General features: G+C 74.6%; 26 protein-coding genes. 15 read left to right on the forward strand and 11 right to left on the reverse strand.

All coding sequences use genetic code 11. The features are described from left to right. Positions 1-42: 42 nt before the first annotated feature. Entirely contained in the window at positions 43-1,203 is a 1,161-nt protein-coding gene (locus ACI795_RS03515; protein ID WP_457073830.1) for a glycerophosphodiester phosphodiesterase, read from the forward strand. Positions 1,204-1,259: 56 nt separating this feature from the next. Here ACI795_RS03515 and ACI795_RS03520 read toward each other — a convergent pair whose 3' ends face one another. Together ACI795_RS03520 and ACI795_RS03525 are read right to left on the reverse strand one after the other, a co-directional pair. Beyond that, positions 1,260-2,132: a DUF559 domain-containing protein gene (locus tag ACI795_RS03520; RefSeq protein ID WP_457073831.1), complete on the reverse strand. Its 873-nt coding sequence runs from the start codon at positions 2,130-2,132 to the stop codon at positions 1,260-1,262. Positions 2,133-2,241: 109 nt separating this feature from the next. Further along, positions 2,242-2,751 (reverse strand): MarR family winged helix-turn-helix transcriptional regulator, encoded by a 510-nt coding sequence (locus ACI795_RS03525; protein ID WP_457073832.1) that lies wholly within the window; start codon positions 2,749-2,751, stop codon positions 2,242-2,244. 90 nt (positions 2,752-2,841) lie between these two features. Between ACI795_RS03525 and ACI795_RS03530 the strand changes: the two genes are divergently transcribed. From ACI795_RS03530 to ACI795_RS03560, 7 genes are all read left to right on the forward strand, one after another. After that, complete coding sequence (locus tag ACI795_RS03530; RefSeq protein WP_457073833.1) at positions 2,842-3,399, forward strand: YceI family protein; 558 nt, start codon at positions 2,842-2,844, stop codon at positions 3,397-3,399. 128 nt (positions 3,400-3,527) lie between these two features. After that, positions 3,528-4,019: a MauE/DoxX family redox-associated membrane protein gene (locus ACI795_RS03535; RefSeq protein ID WP_457073834.1), complete on the forward strand. Its 492-nt coding sequence runs from the start codon at positions 3,528-3,530 to the stop codon at positions 4,017-4,019. Then, positions 4,009-4,779, forward strand: a complete 771-nt coding sequence (locus tag ACI795_RS03540) for a DsbA family protein (RefSeq protein ID WP_457073835.1) — start codon at positions 4,009-4,011, stop codon at positions 4,777-4,779. The genes ACI795_RS03535 and ACI795_RS03540 overlap by 11 nt, the downstream gene beginning before the upstream one ends. 79 nt (positions 4,780-4,858) lie before the next feature. After that, positions 4,859-5,494 carry a hypothetical protein gene (locus ACI795_RS03545; protein WP_457073836.1) on the forward strand — a complete coding sequence of 212 codons (636 nt, stop codon included), beginning with the start codon at positions 4,859-4,861 and terminating at the stop codon, positions 5,492-5,494. A 26-nt stretch (positions 5,495-5,520) separates the two neighbouring features. Beyond that, positions 5,521-5,865 (forward strand): hypothetical protein, encoded by a 345-nt coding sequence (locus ACI795_RS03550; RefSeq protein WP_457073837.1) that lies wholly within the window; start codon positions 5,521-5,523, stop codon positions 5,863-5,865. Positions 5,866-6,003: 138 nt separating this feature from the next. Further along, complete coding sequence (typA, locus tag ACI795_RS03555; RefSeq protein ID WP_457073838.1) at positions 6,004-7,893, forward strand: translational GTPase TypA; 1,890 nt, start codon at positions 6,004-6,006, stop codon at positions 7,891-7,893. 301 nt (positions 7,894-8,194) lie between these two features. Further along, positions 8,195-8,677, forward strand: coding sequence for a DUF5994 family protein (locus tag ACI795_RS03560; RefSeq protein ID WP_457073839.1), 483 nt, complete (start codon positions 8,195-8,197; stop codon positions 8,675-8,677). 68 nt (positions 8,678-8,745) lie between these two features. Here ACI795_RS03560 and ACI795_RS03565 read toward each other — a convergent pair whose 3' ends face one another. Together ACI795_RS03565 and ACI795_RS03570 are read right to left on the reverse strand one after the other, a co-directional pair. After that, complete coding sequence (locus ACI795_RS03565; protein WP_457073840.1) at positions 8,746-9,414, reverse strand: class I SAM-dependent methyltransferase; 669 nt, start codon at positions 9,412-9,414, stop codon at positions 8,746-8,748. A gap of 10 nt (positions 9,415-9,424) precedes the next feature. Next, entirely contained in the window at positions 9,425-10,441 is a 1,017-nt protein-coding gene (locus ACI795_RS03570) for an NAD(P)/FAD-dependent oxidoreductase (RefSeq protein ID WP_457073841.1), read from the reverse strand. 94 nt (positions 10,442-10,535) lie between these two features. Between ACI795_RS03570 and ACI795_RS03575 the strand changes: the two genes are divergently transcribed. Beyond that, the gene (locus ACI795_RS03575) at positions 10,536-11,135 is read left to right on the forward strand and encodes a helix-turn-helix domain-containing protein (protein WP_457073842.1); all 600 of its coding nucleotides are present in this window, start codon (positions 10,536-10,538) and stop codon (positions 11,133-11,135) included. A 75-nt stretch (positions 11,136-11,210) separates the two neighbouring features. On the opposite strand, the gene ACI795_RS03580 is transcribed toward ACI795_RS03575, so the two are convergent. The 5 genes from ACI795_RS03580 to ACI795_RS03600 form a co-directional block, all read right to left on the reverse strand. Next, positions 11,211-12,236 (reverse strand): sulfite exporter TauE/SafE family protein, encoded by a 1,026-nt coding sequence (locus ACI795_RS03580; protein ID WP_457073843.1) that lies wholly within the window; start codon positions 12,234-12,236, stop codon positions 11,211-11,213. 84 nt (positions 12,237-12,320) lie between these two features. Further along, the gene (locus tag ACI795_RS03585) at positions 12,321-12,425 is read right to left on the reverse strand and encodes a putative leader peptide (protein ID WP_457073844.1); all 105 of its coding nucleotides are present in this window, start codon (positions 12,423-12,425) and stop codon (positions 12,321-12,323) included. A gap of 58 nt (positions 12,426-12,483) precedes the next feature. Beyond that, the gene (locus ACI795_RS03590) at positions 12,484-13,914 is read right to left on the reverse strand and encodes an MFS transporter (RefSeq protein ID WP_457073845.1); all 1,431 of its coding nucleotides are present in this window, start codon (positions 13,912-13,914) and stop codon (positions 12,484-12,486) included. An 11-nt stretch (positions 13,915-13,925) separates the two neighbouring features. After that, positions 13,926-14,927, reverse strand: a complete 1,002-nt coding sequence (locus ACI795_RS03595; protein WP_457073846.1) for an anion permease — start codon at positions 14,925-14,927, stop codon at positions 13,926-13,928. 7 nt (positions 14,928-14,934) lie between these two features. Next, a complete protein-coding gene (locus ACI795_RS03600) occupies positions 14,935-15,552 on the reverse strand; it encodes a DUF47 domain-containing protein (RefSeq protein ID WP_457073847.1) in 618 nt (205 codons plus the stop codon). 218 nt (positions 15,553-15,770) lie between these two features. Between ACI795_RS03600 and ACI795_RS03605 the strand changes: the two genes are divergently transcribed. From ACI795_RS03605 to ACI795_RS03625, 5 genes are all read left to right on the forward strand, one after another. Further along, entirely contained in the window at positions 15,771-17,459 is a 1,689-nt protein-coding gene (locus ACI795_RS03605; protein ID WP_457073848.1) for a copper resistance CopC/CopD family protein, read from the forward strand. 24 nt (positions 17,460-17,483) lie between these two features. Continuing rightward, on the forward strand, positions 17,484-18,203 hold the full coding sequence (locus tag ACI795_RS03610) for a YcnI family copper-binding membrane protein (protein ID WP_457073849.1): 720 nt from the start codon (positions 17,484-17,486) through the stop codon (positions 18,201-18,203). Next, complete coding sequence (locus ACI795_RS03615; RefSeq protein ID WP_457073850.1) at positions 18,200-18,889, forward strand: SCO family protein; 690 nt, start codon at positions 18,200-18,202, stop codon at positions 18,887-18,889. Before ACI795_RS03610 ends, ACI795_RS03615 begins: the two co-directional genes overlap by 4 nt. Positions 18,890-18,900: 11 nt before the next feature. After that, entirely contained in the window at positions 18,901-19,983 is a 1,083-nt protein-coding gene (locus ACI795_RS03620) for a hypothetical protein (protein ID WP_457073851.1), read from the forward strand. A gap of 190 nt (positions 19,984-20,173) precedes the next feature. Continuing rightward, positions 20,174-20,977: a M23 family metallopeptidase gene (locus ACI795_RS03625; RefSeq protein WP_457073852.1), complete on the forward strand. Its 804-nt coding sequence runs from the start codon at positions 20,174-20,176 to the stop codon at positions 20,975-20,977. Between the two features lie 97 nt (positions 20,978-21,074). Here the strand turns inward: ACI795_RS03625 and ACI795_RS03630 are convergent, their stop codons facing one another. After that, entirely contained in the window at positions 21,075-21,557 is a 483-nt protein-coding gene (locus ACI795_RS03630) for a hypothetical protein (protein WP_457073853.1), read from the reverse strand. Beyond that, on the reverse strand, positions 21,554-21,826 hold the full coding sequence (locus ACI795_RS03635; protein WP_457073854.1) for a helix-turn-helix transcriptional regulator: 273 nt from the start codon (positions 21,824-21,826) through the stop codon (positions 21,554-21,556). Before ACI795_RS03635 ends, ACI795_RS03630 begins: the two co-directional genes overlap by 4 nt. A 190-nt stretch (positions 21,827-22,016) precedes the next feature. On the opposite strand from ACI795_RS03635, the gene ACI795_RS03640 reads away from it, so the two are divergent. Beyond that, positions 22,017-23,267 (forward strand): 3-deoxy-7-phosphoheptulonate synthase, encoded by a 1,251-nt coding sequence (locus ACI795_RS03640; protein WP_457073855.1) that lies wholly within the window; start codon positions 22,017-22,019, stop codon positions 23,265-23,267. Positions 23,268-23,392: the final 125 nt, after the last annotated feature.

Consider the following 23,392-nt stretch of genomic DNA (forward strand, 5'->3'; position numbering starts at 1 on the left):
GGCCGCCGGCGAGGGTCGCCGTCCGAGCTCGCTGGGGTCCCGATGAGCCGTACGTCCCGGCTGTCCGCCGCTGCGCTGACCACCCTGCTCGCCGTCCTGCTGACCCTGGTCGCCGCCCCGGCGTCCTCCGCGACACCGGGGGGCGGTGCCCACCACGGCGCCGACCCGGCCGAGGACCTGCTGGTCATCGGCCACCGCGGCGCCTCCGGCTACCGGCCGGAGCACACGCTCGCCGCCTACGAGCTGGCCGCCCGGATGGGCGCGGACTACCTCGAGTGCGACGTGGTCAGCACCGCCGACCACGTGCTGGTCTGCCGGCACGAGAACGAGATCTCCGGCACGACCGACGTGGCCGACCACCCGGAGTTCGCCGACCGGCGGGCGACGAAGACGGTGGACGGCGTCGAGCTGACCGGCTGGTTCACCGAGGACTTCACCCTCGCCGAGCTGCAGACCCTGCGCGCGGTCGAGCGGCTGCCCGAGCTCCGGGAGGAGAACACCCTCTACGACGGGCTCTTCGCGGTGCCGACCCTGGACGAGTTCCTCCAGCTGCGCGCGGACCTCAGCCGTGAGCTGCGCCGGCAGATCGGGGCGTACATCGAGACCAAGCACCCGACCTACTTCGACGGCATCGGGCTGTCGCTGGAGGAGCCGCTGGTCGCCGACCTGCGCGAGGCCCGGCTGGACCGGCGCCACGCACCGGTGTTCCTGCAGTCGTTCGAGACGGCCAACCTCCGCGAGCTGGACGGGGCCGGGGTCCGCGTGCCGCTGGTGCAGCTGCTGTCGGCCAGCGGTGCCCCGGCCGACCTGGTGGCCGCCGGTGACCCGCGCACCTACGCCGACCTGTCCACCGCCGCCGGCCTGGCCGGCATCGCCCGCTACGCCGACGGGGTGGGGCCGGAGAAGGCGCAGGTCATCCCGCTGGCGGAGGACGGCACGCTGGGCGAGCCGACGTCCTTCGTGGCGGACGCCCACGCGGTCGACCTGCTGGTGCACCCGTACACGTTCCGCAACGAGAACGCCTTCCTGCCCGCCGACCTCGACGAGGGCACCGACCCGGCGGCCTACGGCCGGGCGATCGAGGAGCAGCTGCGCTTCTGGGAGGCCGGCGTGGACGGCATCTTCACCGACAACCCGGACACCGGCGTGCTCACCCGCGACCTGTTCGTGGGCGCGGACGCTGCGGCGGCGCCCGCCGCCTGACGCACGGTGACTGACAGCTCAGCGGGCTTCCCCGGCGCGGGAAGCCCGCTGGGCTGTCACTCGGTGAGCGCGGCGGCGATCCGCGCCAGCAGCTCGGCGGGGGAGCGGAGGTCGGCGGCGGTCACGAAGAGCACCCGCCAGCCGGCGGCCTGGAGGGACTCGATGCGACGCCGGTCCGCGGCGATGCGGGTGGTGTGCCACGCGCCCTCGTACTCCAGCGCGATGCGGCGCTCCGGCCAGGCGAAGTCGACCCGCGCCAGGAACGCCCCGTCGCGCCGGACCACGTACTGGGCCACCGGAGGCGGCAGCGGGGACCGGTGGAGCAGCAGGCGCAGCCGGGTCTCCTGGGGGGAGGCGGCCAGCCCGTCGGCGAGGGCGCACGCCGTCCGGGCCCGGCGGCAGCCGCGGCCGGTCAGCTCGGCGGCCGTGAGCTGCAGCGTGGTCAGCGTGGTGGTCCGCGCCGCCACGAACCGGTCCAGCAGGACGACGCCGTCGTCCAGGGGGAGTCGTCCGGCGAGCTCCAGCGCCGTCGTCTCGGGGGCGGTCACGCGGACTCCCTCGACGGGGCGCACCTGCTCCCGGCAGAGCACGCGCCGGTGCACCGTCACCCCCGGGGCGGCGCCGCGGGGTGCTCCCGGTGCGACGGTCACCTCCACGTCGTCCTCGGCGCCGGCGAGGTCGGTCAGCCCCCAGAGCACCGCGGCGCTCACCCCGGAGACCACGCCGTGGGGGAGCAGCAGGCGGCCCACCGCCCGCGCGCGCACCAGGTGGGTGATCTCGAGGGCGGCGTCGGCGTAGACGTCCGGGAAGAGCCGCACCCAGGCGCCGCTGCGCAGGTCGTCCCGGCTCAGCAGGCCGTCGCGGACGGCGGCCTTGCCGCGGAAGACGCGGCCACGGAGCCGTTCGGGACGGCGGGTCGGGCGGGGCACCGCTGCACCCTGCCGCGCCGGGACCGGTCGCGCGGGCGTCGTCCACAGCCGTCGAGTGACGGCTCAGCGGGCTTCCCGCGCCGGGGAAGCCCGCTGAGCTGTCAGTCGATCACTGGTCGTGCAGGTGGCGCAGCAGCGTCTCGCCGATGTCCTGCATCGCCGCGATCTGCGCCGGGCTGAGCTGGTCGAACAGGTGGCTGCGCACGCCCTCGACGTGCACCGGCGCCGCGGCCTCCAGGGCGGCGAACCCCTCGTCGGTGAGGACGGCGAGCTGGCCGCGACCGTCCTCGGCACAGACCTGCCGGCGCACCCAGCCACGCTCCTCCAGCCGGGACACCGCGTGCGAGAGCCGGCTGCGGGAGGACAGGCAGCGCTGGGCGAGCTCGCTCATCCGCAGCTGCCGGCCCTCGGTCTCCGACAGCTGCACCAGGATCTCGTAGTAGGCGTGGGAGATGCCGGTCTCCCGGGTGAGCTCCCGGTCGAGGAGGTCGTCGAGCAGCATCCAGCTGTACATGTAGGCCCGCCAGGCCCGCTGCTCGTCGGCGTCGAGCCAGCGGGGCGCGGCCTGCGGTCGGTCGGGGACGCCGGCCGGACGCTCGGGGGACACGTCGATGCTCACCCCCTCAGGGTACTGGCGGAATACTCAAGCTCTCAACTACGCTGACGCCCGACGAGAACGGTCAAGCGCTCAACCAGTTGGAGGGTCACCATGGCCAGCACCACCCAGATCCCCGGATACGTCGTCGGTACGTGGGACATCGACGCGTCCCACTCGACGGTCGGCTTCTCCGTCCGCCACATGATGGTCAGCAAGGTCCGCGGCTACTTCCGCGAGTTCTCCGGTGTCATCGTCACCGCCGAGGACCCGGCGCAGTCGACCGTCACCGCGACCATCGACATGGACTCGATCGACACCCGTCAGGAGCAGCGCGACGCCCACATCAAGTCCGCCGACTTCTTCGACGTCGGCAACCACACCGTGATGGAGTTCCGCTCCACCGGCGTGCGCAACAAGGGCGAGGACTGGGTCGTCGAGGGCGACCTGACGATCAAGGGCATCACCAAGCCGGTGACCCTGGCCCTCGAGCTCAACGGCTTCGGCCCCGACGCCTACGGCGGCACCCGCGCCGGCTTCTCCGGCAAGACCTCGATCTCCCGCAAGGAGTTCGGCGTGGACATCGACATGCCGATGGACGGCGGCGGCGTCGTCGTCGGCGACAAGATCGACGTCGAGCTCGAGATCGAGGGCGTGCTCCGCACCGCCTGAACGAGCGCCCCGCGCGGGCTGCACTGATCACGGAGGTCCCGGGCGCTGCCCGGGACCTCCGTCGTCTCCCGGGGAACTCGCAGCTCGTCGCCAGGAACTCCACACCCCCGCGGGACGACAGTGGGGGAGTGCGTGCACGGAGAGGCGCGGTGGCGCCCTGGCTGGCGACGGCGGCGCGGCTGCTGCTGGGCGTCGTCCTGGTGGTCGCCGGCGGGCTGAAGCTGCCCGACCCGGCCGCGGCCGAACGCGCGGTGCGCGCCTACCGGCTGCTGCCCGAGACGCTGGTCGCCCCGGTCGCCTTCGGCCTGCCGGTGCTGGAGATCGCCGTCGGCCTCGCGCTGCTGGCCGGTGTCTTCCTGCGGACCGCGGCGGTCGCGGCGGCCGTGCTCATGCTCGTCTTCCTCGCTGCGGTCGGCTCGGCCTGGGCCCGCGGCCTGCAGATCGACTGCGGCTGCTTCGGCGGCGGTGGGGCCGTCGCCGCCGGTCAGACCCGCTATCCCGGCGAGGTGGCCCGCGACGCCGGGCTGCTGCTCGTCGCCCTCGCGCTGGCGCGGTGGCCGCGGTCGCGGTTCGCCCTCGGCGCCCCCCTCGACGCGAAGGAGCCCGCCGGTGTCCGGTGAGAGCAAGCGCCAGGCCGCCCGGCAGCGGATCGCCGAGAAGCGGGCCGCCGAGGCCGCGGCCCGGGCAGCCGCCGAGCGCCGCCGGCGCACCGTGGTCGGCGGCGTGGCCGCCGCCGTCGTGCTCGTGGTCGCCCTCGTCGTCGTCTTCGTCGTCCAGTCCTCCCGGACGTCCACCGACCCGGACGCCGGCGCTCCGGCCGACACCGTCGACGACGGCACGGCCTTCCCCGTCGGGCAGGCGGACGCCCCGGTGACGGTGAGCGTCTACACGGACTTCCAGTGCCCGGTGTGCCAGCGGTTCGAGCAGACCAACGGCGCCACCCTGGACCAGCTGGTCGCCGACGGCGACATCCTGCTGGAGGAGCACCCGATCGCGATCCTGGACCGCGTCTCGACCACCGACTACTCCACCCGCTCGCTGAACGCCGCCGCCGTGGTGGCCGACGAGGCCGGCATCGACGCCTTCGAGCAGTTCGCCGACCTGCTCTTCGCCAACCAGCCGGCCGAGGGCAGCGCCGGTCTCCCCGACGGGCAGCTGATCGAGTACGCCGCGCAGGCCGGCGCCACCGGCGAGGCGGTCGAGCAGGGCATCACCGACCTGCGGTTCGAGGACTGGGCCGCCCGGGTCACCGAGGCCGCCAGCCGGGCCGGCGTGACCGGCACCCCGACGGTGCTCGTCGACGGAGAGCCACTGGACAACGCCACCCAGCTGACTCCGGAGGGCATCACCGCCGCGGTGGCGGCCGCCGCTGCGGGCTGACCTCCCACCACGACCGGAGCCGGTCGGGCAGGCTCGCCGACCGTGACCGACGAGCCGCCCCCGGGCCCGCCACCTGGGCGTGGCACTGCTGGCCGTCGGTCTCCTGCTGGCCACGTTCGCGGGCCTGTCCGCCGGGCAGTACACGCCGAGCTGGTTCGACCCGGACGACCCGCTGGGCTGCGCGACCGGCCCGGACGGGTGCGGTGTCGACGGTCCCGAGGCGGCGCTGCAGGGCCTGTGGTGGTGGGTCGGCGCTGGTGCGCTCGTCGCCCTGGTGGGCGTGGCGCTGGTCCTCCGGACGCTGGACGGCGCACCGCGTGGCGGGCCGGTCCGCCGGCTGCCCGCGGTGGTGCACGCGTCCGGCGCCGCAGGGGCGGTCCCGCTGCTGCTGGTCGCGCTCGTCGTGCCGGCGTTCTTCCTGCTGCAGGGCGGGCGGCCGCTCGCCCTGCAGGTGGGGCCGGGGCAGACCCCGGAGGGCGGCCCAGCCGAGGTGCAGCGCGTCGGCGTCGCCCCCGGTGGCGCGGCGTTCGCGCTGCTCACCTGGCGCAGCTACGGCGGCTGGGCCGATCAGGAGACGCCCCAGGCGGTCACGGTCGCGCTGGACGCGTCGTCGACGCTGGTCGCCGCCCGGGTGGTCGACCGTGGCGGCTCGGTCCCCTTCGACATCGCCGACGGCGGTGCGTGGGGGATCGCACCGTGGGCGCCCGGGCACTGACCCGGCGACGGGGCAGACTGGGCGGCATGTCGACCACCACCCTGGCCCGCGTGCAGACCCGCTTCCCGTCCGCCGTGGCGGCAGCGGTCGGACTGGCCGCCGGCTTCGGCGTCGCGCAGGGCACCGGCGTGCGGGCGCTGGGCGGGATCGTCTTCGCCGCGGGTGGGCTGGCCGCCGCCTGGCTCTGGTACCGCCGGCGCGGGCTCGCCGTCGCCGCCGGCCTGGCGGTCGCCTACGTGGCCGCCTTCGTACTCGCGCACGTGCTGGCGCTGGGCGTCGGCTGGCCGGCGTGGCTGGCGGTCGGGCTGGTCACCGTGGTGGTCGCCGCGCTGTCCTGGGTCGTCGCGGACCGGCCCGGGGCCACCGTCTGAGTGGGGGACCGGTCACAGCCGGTCGGACGGGGGCCCGGAGTCGCCTACCATGGGAAGGTCTCTGCCGCACACGCGGTTGTGACCGGATGTGCGCGGCTGCGCGCAGACTCCCCGCGACCCCCTGAGGTGCCTCTCCGCATGCCCACCCGCAACGACCTGCGCAACGTGGCGATCGTCGCCCACGTCGACCACGGCAAGACGACCCTGGTCGACGCCCTGCTCCGGCAGGCCGGTGCCCTGGGCCGCGCCAAGGGCGAGGGAACGGACAACGACTCGACCCAGGACCGGGTCATGGACTCGATGGACCTGGAGCGCGAGCGCGGGATCACCATCCTCGCCAAGAACACCGCCATCCGGCTGGCCGACTCCGACGGCAACCCCGTCGTCGTCAACATCGTCGACACCCCCGGTCACGCCGACTTCGGCGGTGAGGTCGAGCGCGGCCTGTCCATGGTCGACGGCGTCGTCCTGCTCGTCGACGCCTCCGAGGGTCCGCTCCCGCAGACCCGCTTCGTGCTGCGCAAGGCGCTGGGCAAGGGGATGCCGGTCATCCTCGCGGTGAACAAGACCGACCGCTCCGACGCCCGCATCGAGGAGGTCGTCGACGAGTGCTACGAGCTGTTCCTGGAGCTGCTCGAGGACGCCGGGATGGACGCCGACGCGCTCGAGTTCCCGATCGTCTACTGCAACGGCCGCACCGGCCAGGCCTCGCTGACCCGGCCGGAGAACGGCACCGTCCCGGACAGCCCGGACCTGGCGCCCCTGGTCACGACGCTGCTGGACACCATCCCGGCCCCGGAGTACGACGCCGAGGAGCCGCTGCGCGCCCAGGTCACCAACCTCGACGCCTCCCCGTTCCTGGGCCGGCTGGCGCTGCTGCGCATCCACTCCGGTGAGATGAAGCGCGGCCAGCAGGTGGCCTGGTGCAAGGTCGACGGCACGATCCAGCGCGTCAAGATCACCGAGCTGCTGGTCACCGAGGGCCTCACCCGCACCCCGGCCGACAGCGCCGGCCCCGGCGACCTGGTCGCCATCGCGGGCATCGAGGACATCATGATCGGCGACACCCTCGCCGACCCGAACGACCCGCGCCCGCTGCCGCCGCTGACGGTCGACGAGCCGTCGATCTCGATCACCATCGGCATCAACACCTCGCCGCTGTCGGGCAAGAGCGGCAAGAAGCTCACCGCCCGGCTGATCAAGAACCGGCTCGACCAGGAGCTGGTCGGCAACGTCTCGGTGCGCATGCTGCCCACCGAGCGACCCGACACCTGGGAGATGCAGGGCCGCGGCGAGCTGGCCCTCGCGATCCTCGTCGAGCAGCTGCGCCGTGAGGAGTTCGAGCTCACCGTCGGCCGCCCGCAGGTGGTCACCAAGGAGATGGACGGCAAGCTGCACGAGCCGGTCGAGCGGGTCACCATCGACACCCCCGGCGAGTACGTCGGCACGCTCACCCAGGCGCTCGCCGTCCGGCGTGGGCGGCTGGAGAACCTGGTGCACCACGACACCGGCTGGGCGCGGATGGAGTACATCGTCCCGTCGCGTGGCCTGATCGGGTTCCGCACCGAGTTCCTCACCGAGACCCGGGGCACCGGTGTGCTGAACCACAACCTCGAGGGCTACGAGCCGTGGCTGGGCGACATGCGCGCCCGCCCGACCGGCTCGCTGGTCGCCGACCGCAGCGGTGTGGCGACGACCTACTCGATGTTCTCGCTGCAGGAGCGCGGCCAGATGATGGTCGAGCCCGGCACCGAGGTGTACGAGGGCATGATCGTCGGTGAGAACTCCCGTCCGGACGACATGGACGTGAACATCACCAAGGAGAAGAAGCTCACCAACATGCGCAAGTCCACCTCCGAGGAGCTGGAGCGGCTGATCCCGCCGAAGCTGCTGAACCTGGAGCAGGCGCTGGAGTTCTGTGCCGAGGACGAGTGCGTGGAGGTCACCCCGGGCGCTGTGCGGGTGCGCAAGGTCGAGCTCGACCAGACGATCCGCGGCCGGTCGAAGAACCGGAAGCCCAAGCCCTGATCGGCTGAGACGCCCACGACGGACGCCGTCGTCCCCACCCGGGGACGGCGGCGTCCGTCGTTCCGGGGGAGGACACGCGGGCGGGGAGTGCTGAAACGGGTGGGGCGCGAGAGGCAACAGTTGTCGTGTCGACACGGAGTGTGATGACCGGCCGAGGGGCCCGGACACGTGGCGCGACGACACCCGTACCGCACCGGGGTGTCGCGCTCGTCGGCCTACTTTCCGCTCGGGAGACGTGCGTCCGGCAGGGGAAGGCCGGGCGGCGTCTGGGGGAACTGTGCGGAAGGTGGTCGGAGAACCGATGACAGTGCAGCGGGCAGTGGGCTTCCGGAACGGCATCGACGTGCGGGTGCGCCTGCGCCGGGAGGGGACTCGCGCGGACGTCGCGGTCGACGGCGCCTGGTGGCCGCGCAGCCGCGACCTCGCGGCCGAGCTCCCCGAGCTGGTGGCGGCCCTGGCCGGGCTCGGGGTGCGGGTCGAGCGGTTCACCTACCCGTCGACGGTCTGGCAGCCGGTCGAGCGCCGGGTCGCGGTGGCCGGGCGCATCGTGCGCACCGGCGCCTTCACGAGCATGGACCCGCAGCTGGTCTCGCTGACCGTCGAGGACGACCGCCGGCTGGACCTGCTGGTGGTGCCGCCGGAGGCCGACGCGCTGACCGGCGTCCGGGCGCTGCGGCTGGCCGGGCTGAAGGAGAGCACCGGCAACGCGCAGCGGGTGCTGGCCGCCGCCGGCACCCGGCCCGGCCCGGAGGTCGTGCCGCTCACCAGCGTCCGCGCCGGCTGAGAAAGGACCCCGCTGCAGGGTCCCGCCACGCGAAGCTCGCGGCGGGACCCTGCAGCGGGGCCGGAGGCTCAGGTCCGCCGGCGGGCGCGCACCACCTCGTCGGCGGGGTGGTGGCCGTGCTCCCCGGCCGGCCGCGGCCGCGCCTCGCCGACGAGCACCTCCCAGACCCGCGGGTCCAGGGCGTCGGCCACCTGGGGCGCGGAGCTGAACCGGTCGGCCCCCCAGCGCTCGGCCGCCTCCTCGGAGGACGCGTGGCCGACCCACAGCAGGGTGCCCCCCGGGGCGACGGCGGCCGCCAGTCGCGGCAGCAGCACCCCCCGCTGCTCCGCCGTCGGGTGCAGGAAGTGCGCAGTGACCAGGTCGAATGCGGCGACCGGCGGCTGCCAGTCCTCGAACGACCCCGGCACCCACTCCACCCGGTCGCCCACCCCGGCGGCCGCCGCGTGCTCCGCGGCGCGGGCCAGGGCCACCTCCGACCAGTCCAGTCCGGTCACCTGCCAGCCCCGGCCGGCCAGCCAGAGCGCATCGCCGCCCTCGCCGCAGCCGACGTCCAGCGCCCGCCCGGGCGGCAGGTCGGCGGCCTCGGCCACCAGGGTCGGGTTGACCCGGCCGCTCCACAGCGCCGGGGCGCCGCGGTACCGCTCCTCCCAGGAGGCGTGGTCGTGGCCGCTCCCGCCGGGGGCCTGCTCCCGGTCGTGCTGGTGTGCGTGCTCGTGCTGCTGGGTGTGCTCGTGCACCGTTCTCTCCTCAGATCCCGTGCCGGCGGTCGCCGAGCACCTGGTCGCACAGTTCCCGCTCTCCGGCGGGAGAGAAGGGCGCCGTCCGGCGGGCCGCGACGGCCAGCCGGGTGTCCTCGGCGATCAGCTCTCCGTTGATCCCGGCGCCGGCCTTCAGCCCGGCTGCGGCCGCGCCCATCACCTGGGCCATCAGGTCGGTGACGTTGCCGGCCACCCAGAGCCCGGGGACGTCGGTCGAGCCGGTCGGGGTCGCGGGGACGGCGGCGCCCATGACGTGGCCCATGGCCTCCATCGGCTGCACCGGCAGGCCCAGGGACTCCAGGACGGCGGAGCGCGCGGTGAACACCGGGGCGACGACCAGGGCGTCGCACGGGAGCAGCTGGCCGGAGGAGAGCCGGACGCCGGTCAGCCGGTCGCCGGTGGACTCGACGGCGGCGATCTGGCCGGTCACCACCGAGACGTCCCGGGCGGCCAACTGCTCCCACTCCTCGTCGGTGGGCTCCGGCGCGGTGTGCAGGAAGAGCGTCACGTCGTCGCTCCACTGCCGCCACATCAACGCCTGGTGCACCGACATCGGGCTGGTCGCCAGCACGCCGATCGCCTGGTCGCGCACCTCCCAGCCGTGGCAGTACGGGCAGTGCAGGACGCCGTGCCCCCACTGCTCGCGCAGGCCGGGCACCTCGGGCAGCTCGTCGACCAGGCCGGTGGTGACCAGCAGCCGCCGTGCGGCCACGGTGCGCCCGCCGGCGAGCGCGACGGTGAAACCGTCGCCGTCCCGGGTGGCCGAGACGACCTCGCCGGAGACCACCTCCCCGCCGTACCCGGCCACCTCGGCCCGGCCGGCGGCCAGCAGGTCACCGGGCGGGGTGCCGTCCCGGCCCAGGTAGTTGTGCATCGCGGCGGCCGGTGCGTTGCGCGGCTGCCCGCCGTCCACCACCAGCACCGACCGGCGGGCCCGGCTCAGCGCCAGCGCCCCGCTGAGCCCGGCAGCCCCGCCCCCGACCACCACCACGTCATACCGCTGCATCGCCCGTCCCTCTCGCTGTTCCGTCGATGGCACGACGGTGCACCCGGGGAGCGGGCCTTGACAAACTTCGTTGCCAGTTCGGCAAAATGGCGGCATGACGGACGACGGTGCCCCGGTGACCGAGGTGCTCGACGCGGTGGGGCCGCGACTGCGGGTGCTGCGCCAGCAGCGCGGGGCCACCCTGGCCGATCTCTCGGCGACCACCGGCATCTCGGTGAGCACCCTGTCCCGGCTGGAGTCCGGGCAGCGGAAGCCCACGCTGGAGCTGCTGCTCCCGCTCGCCCGGGCCCACCAGGTGCCGCTCGACGAGCTGGTCGAGGCGCCGACCGAGGACCCGCGGGTGCGGCTGCGCCCGATCGAGGGCGACGGCATGACCATGTGGCCGCTGACCCGCCGGCCGGGCGGGCTGCAGGCCTACCGGGCGCTGATCACCCGGCGCGCGGGGGAGGGGCGACCGGAGCAGCGCAGTCACGAGGGCTACGAGTGGCTGTACGTGCTCTCCGGCCGGCTCCGGCTGCTGCTGGGCGAGCACGACCTGGTGCTGGCGCCCGGCGAGGTGGCCGAGTTCGACACCCACCTGCCGCACTGGTTCGGCACCGCCGGCGACGCCCCGGTCGAGGTGCTCACCCTCTTCGGCCCGCAGGGGGAACGGATGCACGTGCGCGCCCGCCCGAAGAGCGCCGCACCTCGTTGATCATGGGAGTCCTGCCCGGTGGCACGCCGTTGCCCCGGGCGGGACGCCCGTGATCGACCGCGGGGAAGGCCCCGTTCAGTCCTGCGGTGCCCGGGGGTGGCCGGCGCGGACGCTCTCCAGCTGGGCGGTGGTGTTCGGCTCCCGCTCGCTGCGGGCCAGCTCCTCGGCGGCGAGTGCCTCCGCCTCGGCGGCGAGTGCCTCCGCCTCGGCGGCCAGGGCGTCGGCCTGCTCCTGGGCGCGCTCCCGGCGGTACTCCCGGAACGACCAGACCACCGCGGCGGCCCAGGTCAGGTAGACCACCGTGTAGACGGCGTAGCGGACCGGGTCGGCGGCGTCGATCCAGTCGCTGGTGAGCAGGCTCCGGACGTTGGTCGCCACGATCATCCCGCCCACGCCGGCACCGAGCAGCCGCGGCGGGACGTAGCGCACCAGCCAGGCGGCCAGCGGTGCGGCGACCAGGCCGCCGGCGAGCAGGCCGAGCACCCAGAACAGGTTGATGCCCTGGTCGCCGAGGGCGAACAGGAAGCCCAGGCTCGCGGCGAGCGAGACCAGGAACTCCGACGTGTCGATGGAGCCGATGGTCTTGCGCGGCTCCATCCGCCCGCTGGCCAGGATCGCCGGGGTGCTGACCGGGCCCCAGCCGCCTCCGCCGGTGGCGTCGATGAAGCCGGCGGTGAGACCGAGCGGGGCGAGGAACCGCTTGCGCATCGGCTTGCCGAGCTGGCGCTTGTCGATGCCGCGGAGGGTGAAGCGGACCAGCAGGTAGACGCCCAGACCGAGCAGGATCACCGACATCGCCGGGGCGGCGAGCTCGGTGGAGATGCTGGACAGCACCGTCGCGCCGGCGAAGGCGCCGACCGCCCCGGGTACGCCGATCCGACCGACGACCTTCCAGTCGACGTTGCCGAACCGCCAGTGGGACAGGCCCGAGGCGAGGTTCGTGCCGATCTCGGCGAGGTGCACGGTGGCCGAGGCGGCGGCCGGGTTGGTGCCGATCGCCAGGAGCAGGGTGGTCGAGGTGACGCCGTAGCCCATGCCGAGGCTGCCGTCGACGAGCTGGGCGCCGAGGCCGGCCAGCGCGAGCAGGATCAGGGTCTTCACGAGGAGGTGCTCCGGGGTCGAGGCGCCGGCGTGCGGTGCGCGCGCAGGCGGGGCTGGACGAGGGCGCCGGGACGGCGCGGGGCGTCAGCGGGCCGGACAGGCGGCGGTGCTGACCCGGAGCAGGTCGACGTGCAGACGGCTCACCAGCAGCTCGCCCGGGAGGGCGGCAGGGCGGAGGGCCGTGGTCACGGGGACATTCCTACCACTTTGGTGCAGATTGCGTGCAACCCACTCCCACGCAGTGGGATCAGGAGCGCAGGACGTCGTTGCGGATGGTCGCCCAGGCGGTGACCGCGCCCGCGGTCATCAACGCGGCGCACACCCACAGCGCGCGCTGGTAGCCGGTGCTGAAGGCCGCCGGGTCGACCTGCCCGCCGGCGGCCAGCCCCACCGCCGCCGGCAGCGCCGCGACCACGAGGAGACCGGCGGCCCGGGCCACCGCGTTGTTCACCCCGCTGGCCACCCCGGCCAGGTGGTCGGGTGCGGCGGCCAGCACGGTGGCGGTCAGCGGGGCCACCAGCAGGGACATGCCGAGCCCGAAGAGCACCGACCCGGGCAGCACGCCCGTCCACCAGCCGCTGCCGGCGTCCACCGCGGAGAGCCACAGCAGCCCCGCCGCCGCGATCAGCGGGCCCAGCGTCATCGGCAGCCGCGGGCCGATCCGCTGGGCCAGCGCGCCGGCCCGGGCCGACAGCAGGGTGAGCAGGAGGCTCGGTGGCAGGACCGCCGCGCCGGCGAGGGTGGCCGTGTAGCCGAGCACGGTCTGCAGCTGCAGCACCAGGAAGAAGGAGAAGCCGCCGAGCGCGCCGTAGACGGCGAGGGTGGTCAGGTTGGCGCCGCTGAACTGGCGGTCGGCGAACACGCCCAGCGGCAGCATCGGTGCCGCGGCCCGCCGCTCCCGGACGACGAACGCCCCGGCGGCGACCACCCCGATCGCGGCGGACAGCCACACGGTGGTGCTGCGCGGGTCGTCGCCGGCCGCGATCAGCGCGTAGGTCACCCCGCCCAGGGTGAGGGCGCCGGCCGCCGCGCCCAGCACGTCGAACCGGCCGGAGGCGCCGGGGTCGCGGCTCTCGGGCACGTGCCGGACGGCGACGACGGCCACCGCCACGGCCAGCGGCACGTTCACCCCGAACACCCACCGCCAGCCCGCGGCGTCCACCAGGAACCCGCCGACGAACGGCCCGACGAGGCCGGCGATGCCGCCCAGCGCCGACCACAGGCCGATCGCGCGGGCCCGGTCCTGCGGGCGGAAGGAGGCCTGCAGGATGGCCAGGCTGCCGGGGGTGAGCAGCGCGCCGCCGACGCCCTGCAGCGCCCGGGCCGCCACCAGCTGGCCGATGTCCTGCGCCAGCCCGCACAGCAGCGAGGCGAGCGCGAACCAGACCACCCCGACGACGAACACGCGCCGGCGGCCGTAGCGGTCACCGAGCGCGCCGCCGAGCAGGATCAGCGCGGCGAGGGCGAGCGTGTAGCCGTTGACCGTCCACTGCAGGCCGGCCAGCGTGGCGTCCAGGTCCGCGCCGATCGCCGGCAGGGCGACGTTGACCGCGGTGGCGTCGAGGAACGCGACGCCGGAGGCCAGCACGGTGGCCAGGACCACCCAGCGGCCGCGGGCAGTGCCCAGGGCCACGGAACCCGGCGCGGGGCCGGTGGCGGGTGCTGCCGGCTGGGCCACGTCCGACGAAGCTAGCCGACGACGGCGTGGGTGACCACGTACGCCAACGCTGCCACGCCCGCGGCGGCGGGCAGGGTGACCACCCAGGCCACGACGATGCCGCCGGCGACGCCCCAGCGGACCGCGGAGAACCGCCGGGTCGCGCCGACCCCCATGATCGAGGTGGTGGTGATGTGCGTCGTCGACACCGGGACGGCGAAGACCGTCGCCGTGGTCACCATGACGCCCGAGGCGACGGACTGCGCGGCGAAGCCGCCGGCCGGGGTGAGCTGGATGATCCGCCGGCCCAGGGTGCGCATGATCCGGAAGCCGCCGGCGTAGGTGCCGGCGCTGATCGCGATGGCCGCGGCGAAGACCACCCACAGCGGCACCTCGAAGGTGTCGATCTCCCCGGCGGTGACCAGCGCCAGGGTGATGATGCCCATCGTCTTCTGCGCGTCCTGCATGCCGTGGCCCAGCGCCATGGCGGCGCTGCTGACCACCTGGGCGTGTCGGAAGCCGCGGTGCGCGCGGTGCGCGTTGGCGCCGCGGAAGGCCCACAGGATCGCCAGCATGACCAGGTAGCCCAGCCCGAAGCCGACCAGCGGCGAGAGCACCATCGGGACGACGACGTCCTCCAGCACGCCCGTCCACTGCACCGAGTGCGCGGCGGCCAGCGCGGCACCGATCAGGCCGCCGATCAGCGCGTGCGAGGAGGAGGAGGGCAGCCCGAGGTACCAGGTGATCACGTTCCACACGATCGCCCCGACCAGCGCGGCGAAGACCAGTTGCAGGCCCGCGCCGCCGGTGGGGGCCTCGATGATCCCGGCGCCCACGGTCTCGGCGACCTTCGTGGAGATCAGCGCGCCGACCAGGTTCATCACCGCGGCGAGGGCGAGCGCTGCCCGCGGGGTGAGCGCCTTGGTGGAGACCGCGACGGCGATCGCGTTGGCCGCGTCGTGGAAGCCGTTGGTGTAGTCGAAGGCGAGCGCGACGACGACGACGACCGCCAGCGCCAGGAAGAGCGGGTCCATGCCGGGGTCAGGACTCCTTGACCGCGATCGTCTCGACCACGTGGGCCACGTGCTCGAAGGCGTCGGCGGCCTCCTCCAGCTGGTCGGCGACCTCCTTGAGCTTGAGGATCTCCAGCGCGTCGAACTCCCCGGAGTACAGCCGGGACAGCAGCCGGCGGTACAGCTTGTCGGCCTCGTTCTCCAGCCGGTTGACCTCGATCCAGTAGTCGGCGAGGTCCCGCATCGAGCGCAGCCGGGGCATCGACTCGGCGGTCACCTGGGCGCAGCGCTGCAGCAGCGCCACCTGCTGGCCCATCTCCGCCGGCAGGGTGCCGAGGTGGGTGAGCACGACGAGGTCGGCCGCGGCCTCGATCGCGTCCATGACGTCGTCGAGGTCGCTGGCCAGGGCGATGATGTCCTCCCGGTCGAACGGGGTGACGAAGCTGGAGTTGACCTGACGGAAGATCGCGTGGGTGGCCTGGTCGCCGACGTGCTCCAGGTCCCGCAACCGCTGCGCCAGCTCCTCGCGGCGGGCGTGCTCGTGCACGAACTCGTCGAGCACGTCGGTGGCGGTGACCAGGTTCTCGGCCGCCGCGGTGAACATGCCGTAGAAGCTCGAGTCGCGGGGGAAGAGGCGGAAGGCCACGCGGTGCTCCGGACGTGAGGCGGGATCGGTGGCCGCGCGGCCCGCTCGGGCGGGCGGCCCCGGGGAGCATAGGTCCGCGTCGTTCACCGAGCGTTCACCCTCCGTCCATTCGGGTGGACCTGCGTGCTCTGCGCCACACCGGGAACCGGCCGGCCTCCGCGGGCGACTGACCTCCCGTGCAGCACGCCGGCGGGGGGAGGACCCGCACCCATCGCGCCGTGCCCGCCCTCCTGCTGCTGGTGGGGCTCCTCGCCGCCGGGCTCGGGTTCGACGTGCTCACCGCCCGCCCGGCCGCGGCGCACGCCACGGTCGTCACCACCACCCCGGCCGACGGTGCCCGGCTGGACGCCGTCCCGGCGGAGGTGACCGTCGAGTTCGACGAGCCGGTGTCGCTGGGTGCCGGCTACGCCCGGGTGCTCGGTGCCGACGGCGAGCGGGCCGACACCGGCACGCCCGAGGTGCGCGGCCGGACGCTCACCGTGCCGCTGCGCGACGACCTGCCCGAGAGCGGCTACCTGGTCACCTACCGGGTCGTCTCGGCCGACTCGCACCCGGTGTCGGGTGCCTGGTCCTTCGTGGTCGGCGACGGCGAGCTGCTCGCCGTGGACGCCGCGGCCGACGACGGGGACGTGCACCCGCTGGTCGCCGCCGCGCTGCCGGCCGCACGCTGGCTGGGTTACCTGGGTCTGGCGCTGGGCCTGGGCGTCCCGCTGGCGCTCGCGGTCTGCTGGCCGGGTGGCTGGGCGGTGCCGGTGCTCCGCCGCGCCACCCTGGCCGGCCTGGGCGCCGTCGCCGTCGGCGCGCTGCTCGGGGTGCTCCTGCAGGGGCCGTACGCGGCCGGCAGCGGCCCCGGCTCCCTCTTCGAAGCCGACCTGCTGGGCGCCACCCTCGGCTCCGCGTACGGCCTGACCCTGCTGGCCCGGCTGCTCCTCGCCGGTGCGCTGGCCGCGCTGGCCGCCGCCGGCTGGCGTGCCGGCCGGCCGCCGGCCCGGGGGCTGCTGGCCGGCGCCGGGGTGCTGGCCGTCGCCCTGGTGGTGGCCACGGCCGCGGTCGGTCACCCGGTGGCCGGCCCGCTGCCGTGGCTGGCCGTGCCGGTGGCCGCGGTGCACGCCGCCGCGATGGCCGGCTGGCTGGGTGGGCTCGCCGCGCTCTTCACCGGCGGCCTGCGCCGGCGGGCGGACGACGAGGACCGGGTGGGCGAGCTCGCGCTCGCGCTGCCGCGGTGGTCGCGGCTGGCCGCCGGGCTGATCGCGGCGCTGGTCGTCACCGGCGTCCTGCAGTCGGTGCGCGAGGTCGGGTCGCTGTCCGGGCTGGTCGGGACCACCTACGGCTGGCTGCTGATCGCCAAGCTGGTGCTGGTGCTCGGCGTGCTGGGCGCCGCGCTGGTCAGCCGCGACTGGGTGCAGCAGCGGCTGGGCGACCGACGCCGGGCCCGGGTGCCCGCGGGGGGTCCGGCCGAGCACCTCGGGGTGCTGCGGCGCTCGGTGGTGGTCGAGCTCGCCGGCGCGGTCGTCGTCCTCGCGCTGTCCGCGGTGCTGGTGGGCACCCCACCCGCGCGGGCCGCCGTCGCCGACCCGGTCGAGGTGACCCTGCCGCTGCAGTCGGCCAGCGGCGCCGACGGCACCGTGCAGGTCACCCTGGCCCCGGCGTCGCCCGGGCCGGCGTCGCTGCACGTCTACCTCTTCGACGACGCCGGACGGCTGGTCCAGCCGCAGCAGATCTCGGTGACGCTCACCGAGCCGCAGCAGGAGATCGGCCCGATCGACGTCGACCTCGCCGGCGCCGGGCCCGGCCACTACGTCGCCGATCCGGCGCTGCCGACCACCGGCACCTGGACCCTCACCGTCACCGTCCGGCTGGACGAGTTCACCGCCCGCACCGCCAGCACCACCTTCCCGGTGCGCTGACCCCCCGATCGAGGAGAAGCCCGCATGTCCCCGTCCCGCTCCGCGCGCCGGCTCGGTGTCGTCGTCCCCGCGGCCCTGGCCGCGCTGCTCACCGTCGGGGTGGGGGCGGCGTCGGCGCACGTCACCGTCTCCAGCGCCGACGCCGCCCCCGGCGGCTACGGCAAGGTGACCTTCCGGGTGCCCAACGAGAGCGACACCGCGAGCACGGTCGCGCTGCGCATCCAGGTGCCCACGGACACCCCGCTGGCCTCGCTGCGCGCCCAGCCGGTGCCGGGCTGGACCACCACGTTCACCCGCAGCGAGATCGACCCGCCGGTGGAGGTGCACGGCAGCGAGGTCGACGAGGCGGTCTCGGTGGTCGAGTTCCGCGCCGAGCCGGGTGCCGGCATCGACCCCGGGGAGTTCCAGGAGTTCGCGCTCTCCGGTGGCCCCTTCCCCGAGGTCGACCAGCTGGCCTTCAACGCGGTGCAGACCTACAGCGACGGCACCGAGGCGGCCTGGATCGAGCCCACGGTCGAGGGGCAGGCCGAGCCCGAGCGCCCGGCGCCGGTGCTGTCGCTGGCCGCCTCCTCGGACGCCGGGCACGGCGGGACCTCCGACGGCGGGACGGCGACCGCGGCCGAGGACGACGGCGGCAACGGGCTGGCGGTCACCGCGCTCGTGCTCGGCGCCCTCGGCCTGCTCGCCGGGCTCGGCGGTCTCGGGCTCGGTCTGGCCGCGCGCCGACGTACCGTGTCCTCGTGAGCTCCCGGATCCTCGCTGCCCGCTTCCGTCCTGCCCTGGCGGGTGTGCTGCTGGCCGCCGGGGTGGTGCTCGCCGGGTGCGGCGGGGACGCCTCCGCGGACGACCCGGCGCAGGCGGGGCACGAGCACGGCGCCGGGGTGGAACCGCCGGCGACCGTCGAGGGCCCGGACCAGGGCCCCTACGCGGGCCTGCACCTGCGCGATCCGTACCAGAAGCCGTCGTTCACGCTGACCGACACCGCCGGGCAGCCCTACGACTTCGCCGCGGCCACCGCCGAGGGCCCGACGCTGCTGTTCTTCGGCTTCACCAACTGCCCGGACATCTGCCCCACCACCATGGCCGACGTCCGGCTGGCGCTGGGCGACGTCGACCCGGCGGTGGCGGAGCGGACGAACGTGGTCTTCGTGACCACCGACCCGGCCCGGGACACCCCGGAGGTGCTGGGGGAGTACCTGGCCCAGTTCGACGCCGAACTGCCCACCCGGTTCGTCGGGCTGACCGGCGACCAGCAGCAGATCGAGCAGGCGCAGCTGGCCGCCGGGGTGCCGCTGGCCCAGGACAACGGTGAGTCGCACTCGGCGCTGCTGCTGCTCTACGGCACCGACGGCGAGGCCGACGTCGCCTTCGACGCGGGCAACACCAGCCGCGACATCGCCCACGACCTGGCGCTCGTCGCGGCCGAGTGAGCGACGGGGCGGTGCCGCGCGCCTGGGGCGCCCGGCTGGGGGTCGTCCTGCTGGGCCTGCTGGCGACGCTCGCCCTGGCCGGGCCGGCGCTGGCGCACGTCGGCGGGGGAGCGGCCGGCAGCGACTTCGACGGCCGGGTCACCTCGGTCAGCCCGTCGCTGCCCGGGCTGAGCGTGCGGGTGCTGGAGTTCGGCGACGCCCTCGAGGTGGTCAACGAGACCGGCACCGAGCTGGCGGTGCCCGGCTACAACGACGAGCCCTACCTGCGGATCGGGCCGGACGGCGTCTGGCGCAACGCGCTGAGCCCCGCCACGTACCTGAACCTGGACCGCTACGGGCTGACCCCGGTGCCCGACGACGTCGACGTGACCGCGCCGCCGCGCTGGGAGCAGGTCTCCACCGAGCCGCAGTACGTCTGGCACGACCACCGCACGCACTGGATGACCGAGGCGCTGCTGCCCCCGACGGTGGCGGCCGACCCGACCCGCGAGCACCTGGTCGCCGAGTGGACCGTGCCGATGACCTCCGGCGGCACGCCCGTGGTGGTCACCGGTGAGCTCACCTGGAGCCCGCCGCCCCCGGCCTGGCTGGTCTGGCCGGTCTACGCGCTGCTGCTGGCCGCCACCGTGCTGGCCGGGTGGCGGGCACGCAGCCCGCGGCCGCTGGCGGTCGCGCTGGGCGCCGGCGCGCTGGCGGCGCTGGCGCACGCGCTGGCCACGCCGGAGCCGCCGGTGACGGTCGCCTCCTGGCCGGGGGCGCTCGTCTCCGCGCTGCTGCCGGCGCTGCTGGCGGTGCTGGTCGCGGGGATCGGGGTGCGGGCGGCGCTGCACGACCGCGGGGTGCTCACCGGGCTGATGGCGGTCGTGGGCGGGTGGCTGCTGCTGGTGCAGGGCCTGCCCGACGTCGACGTGCTGTGGACCGCGCACACGGTCACCCGCGGGCCGGAGCTGCTCGGCCGGACCGCGGTCGCCGTCCTGGTCGCCGTCGGTCTGGGTCTCGTGATCGGCGGGGCGCTGGCCGCCCGCCGGTTCCGGGACGACGTCCGGGGTCGCCCGGCGGCCGAGGACCCGGCGCCGGCACCGGTCGGGGTCTGACCTTCGGCGCCAGATCGACATGTCGTCGAGTCGACATGTCGACTCGTTGCCGACCGTTCTGACGCGGTTACACGGCGTGTCTTGGTGAACACGCCGCCGGACAAATTACAAAGCTGCAACTCGATGTTTGGATGACTGCCGTACCGATTCGGCGCTCGCCGCGTCGCCGTCGAACCGAGGGGCAGTGCGCATGACTTCGAGGCACGTCGGCAGCGTCGTCGAGGGAACCCGACGGACCGTCGCCGAGGTCGTCGCCGAGGTCGCCCCGGACACCGCCGAGCGCCGTGCCGTCCGTCCCGGGGCGGTGCAGAGCCGTCGTCCGGCCGCCCTGGTGGCGGCGCTCGCCATCGGTGGTCTGGTGGCCTTCCTGGGCAGCCACGCCCTGCCGACGGCGGAGGCCGAGCCGGTCGAGGTCGCCGCGATGCTCGCCTCCGACGCCTCGCTGATCGACGAGGAGGCGGCGTTGATGCCGCAGTCCTCGATCAGCGAGGTCGAGGCCCGCGCCCGGCTGGAGGAGGTGGCTGCCGCCCGCGCCGAGCGCCAGGCCCGTGAGGAGGAGGCCGCCGCGGCCGCTGCGGCCGCCGCCGAGGCCGCCCGCCCGAAGGTCGTCGCCCCGATCGCCAAGTACCGGCTGACCAGCTGCTTCTGTCAGCGCTGGGGCACCATGCACTGGGGCGTGGACCTCGCCGCCCCGATGCTCACCCCCGAGTACTCGGTGGAGGACGGCGTCGTGCTGCGGGCCGGTGCGGCGAGTGGCTACGGGCTGGCGGTCTACATCCTCGGCGAGAGCGGTGACGTGACCGTCTACGGCCACATGGAGAAGATCCAGGTGCGCGCCGGTGACGTCGTCGAGGCCGGTGACCAGATCGCGCTGCTGGGCAACCGCGGCCAGTCGACCGGTCCGCACCTGCACTTCGAGGTGCACTCGGGCGGGCTGGACGGGAAGCGGGTGGACCCGGTCAAGTGGCTGGCCGCCCGCGGCGTCGACCTCTAGCCGCACTCGTCCCCGCTCCCCACGCCGAGAGCGAGCCCCGGCCCCGTTCAGGGCCCCGCGCTGAGCGTGCGAAGCGTGGGGGGAACGGGGTCCTTCCTCACAGGTCGCGGATCGCGGCGGTGACCAGGGTCGGCAGCACGAGAGCGACGTGGAAGGGCAGCAGGAGCGCGCCCATGACGATGTTCGCGCCAGGTGCCGGCCAGTCCGCGGCCAGCCAGACGGCGGCGATGGCGAGCTCGGCGGTCAGCAGGCCGAAGCCGATCCAGTAGGCGCGGGCGTAGGCCTCGCCGCGGAGCTGCCACTGACGCTCGTCCAGCGCCTCCGCCGGCAGCTCCTCCACGCCCCGGGTGCTGCCCTTCAGGGCGCCGAGGAGCAGGACGAAGGCGATCGCCACGATCCCCATCCCGACGGCGAAGGCCACCGGCCAGCGCGGGGCGATGAGGACGAGCCCGGCCTCCACGACCAGCAGGCCGCTGAGGGCGGCGACCAGCCTGCGGCGGATGCGCGGGGTGCGGAGGGACTCGAACTGCGGGTCGTCGAGGCGGGCGGCGCGACGCTGGATGCGGGTGGGCGTGCTCATCGGGACTCCTGGGTGCCGTAGACCTGCTCGGACAGGGTGCGGAACGGGGTGAGGGAGAAGACCGCCTCCATGGGGAGGCCGAAGACGGCGGCCAGCCGCAGCGCGAGGGTGGCGCTGGGGCTGTACTCGCCGCGCTCGAGGTAGCCGATGGTCTGGTAGTGCACGCCGACCGCGTCGGCCAGCTCCTGGCGGGACATGCCGCGCTCGGTGCGCAGCACGGTCAGCCGGTTGTACAGCTGAGGCTCGTCGGAGCGCTTACGCGGCGGCATGTAGCAAACTTACTATAAAAGGAGAGGCACGCGCTATCTCTGATCCGTTTACCGCTCTGGCCGGTGGATGCTGCGAGTCCGGGTGGAGCGGGGAGATGGTTCCCTGGCGGAGCGGTGGGCGGACTGCACCTCCGCCGGGTGGGCGTGCCGGCCCTCCGCTGAGCCGACCGTCCAGGAGGAGTACGCCCCGATGGCCCAGCACGAGGACACCCCGGCCGACCGGTTGCTCGAGGTCGCGGCACGGATCGCCGACCACCTGCTGGACGTGCAGCGACAGGTCAACCGGCGGATCGACGCGATGCACGCCGAACTGCTCCCCGGTGTCCGTCAACAGCTCGGGCTGCCGGACTCCGACGCCGTCGACCTGTCCGGCCTGGTGAACACCCGGATCGCCGGCCTGAGCATCGTCGTCACCCCGGAGGCCGTCGCCTCGGTGGTGCCGCTCCCGGAGTCGGCCACCACCACCACGCGGGCCGGGCGCGCGGCCATGACCGAGATCGTGAGCGGCCGGAGCGGGCGCCTGGCGGTCATCGCGGGACCGTGCTCGATCCACGACCCCGTCGCCACGCTGGAGTACGCCGACTTCCTCCGCCGGATGCGGGCCCGCTTCGGGGCCGACCTGGAGATCGTGATGCGCACGTACACGGAGAAGCCGAGGACGGAGGTGGACTGGAAGGGCTTCGCCTACGACCCGTACCTCGACGGCTCCAACCGGATCAGCGTCGGGCTCGTGGCCACCCGGATGCTCATGGCCCGCATCACCGCGACGGGGGTTCCGGTGGCGGCCGAGCCGCTGAACGCCCTCACCCCCCAGTACGTCGACGGCCTGGTGACCTACAACGGCGTGGGCGCGCGCAACGTCACCGACCAGACCGCCCGCGAGCGGGTGTCCGGGTTCTCCGCCGTCGTCGGGTTCAAGAACTCCCCGGAAGGGAGCATCGACGCCGCCATCTCGGCTGTCATCGCCGCCCGGGCGCCGCACGAGTTCCTGGGCGTCGACCGCCACGGCATCTCCGCCCAGCTGTCGACCACGGGCAACGAGACCGGGCACGTGATCCTGCGCGGTGACAAGGACGGCCCGAACTACTCCGCCGCCCACATTGCCCGCACCCGCGAGCGGCTCCGTGCGCGCGGGCTGCCGGAGGTGCTCGTGGTCGACGCCTCGCACGGCAACAGCCAGAAGGACCACCTGCGCCAGATCGAGGTCGTGCGCGACCTGGCCGGCCAGATCGCGGGCGGGGAGACGGCGATCCGCGGGGTGATGGTGGAGAGCAACCTCGTCGCGGGGCGGCAGGACCTCGACCAGCGGCGTCCCGACGCGCTCCAGCACGGCAAGAGCGTCACGGATGCCTGCGTGGACCTGGCCACCACGGAGACCCTGCTCGAGGAACTGGCCGGCGCGGCCCGGGAACGGCGCGAGCGCGGCGGCACGGCCGGCTGATGCCTTGCCTGGCGGCGCGACGGCGGGCTGCCCAGGTGGCCGCGGCAGCTGTCGTCGAACAGCCAGGCGGTGCCATGATCGCGTGCGTGAGCCGGGCGAGCGAGGACTCCAACCGGCGGATGCTG

It is taken from the genome of Modestobacter sp. SYSU DS0290 (assembly GCF_054050955.1).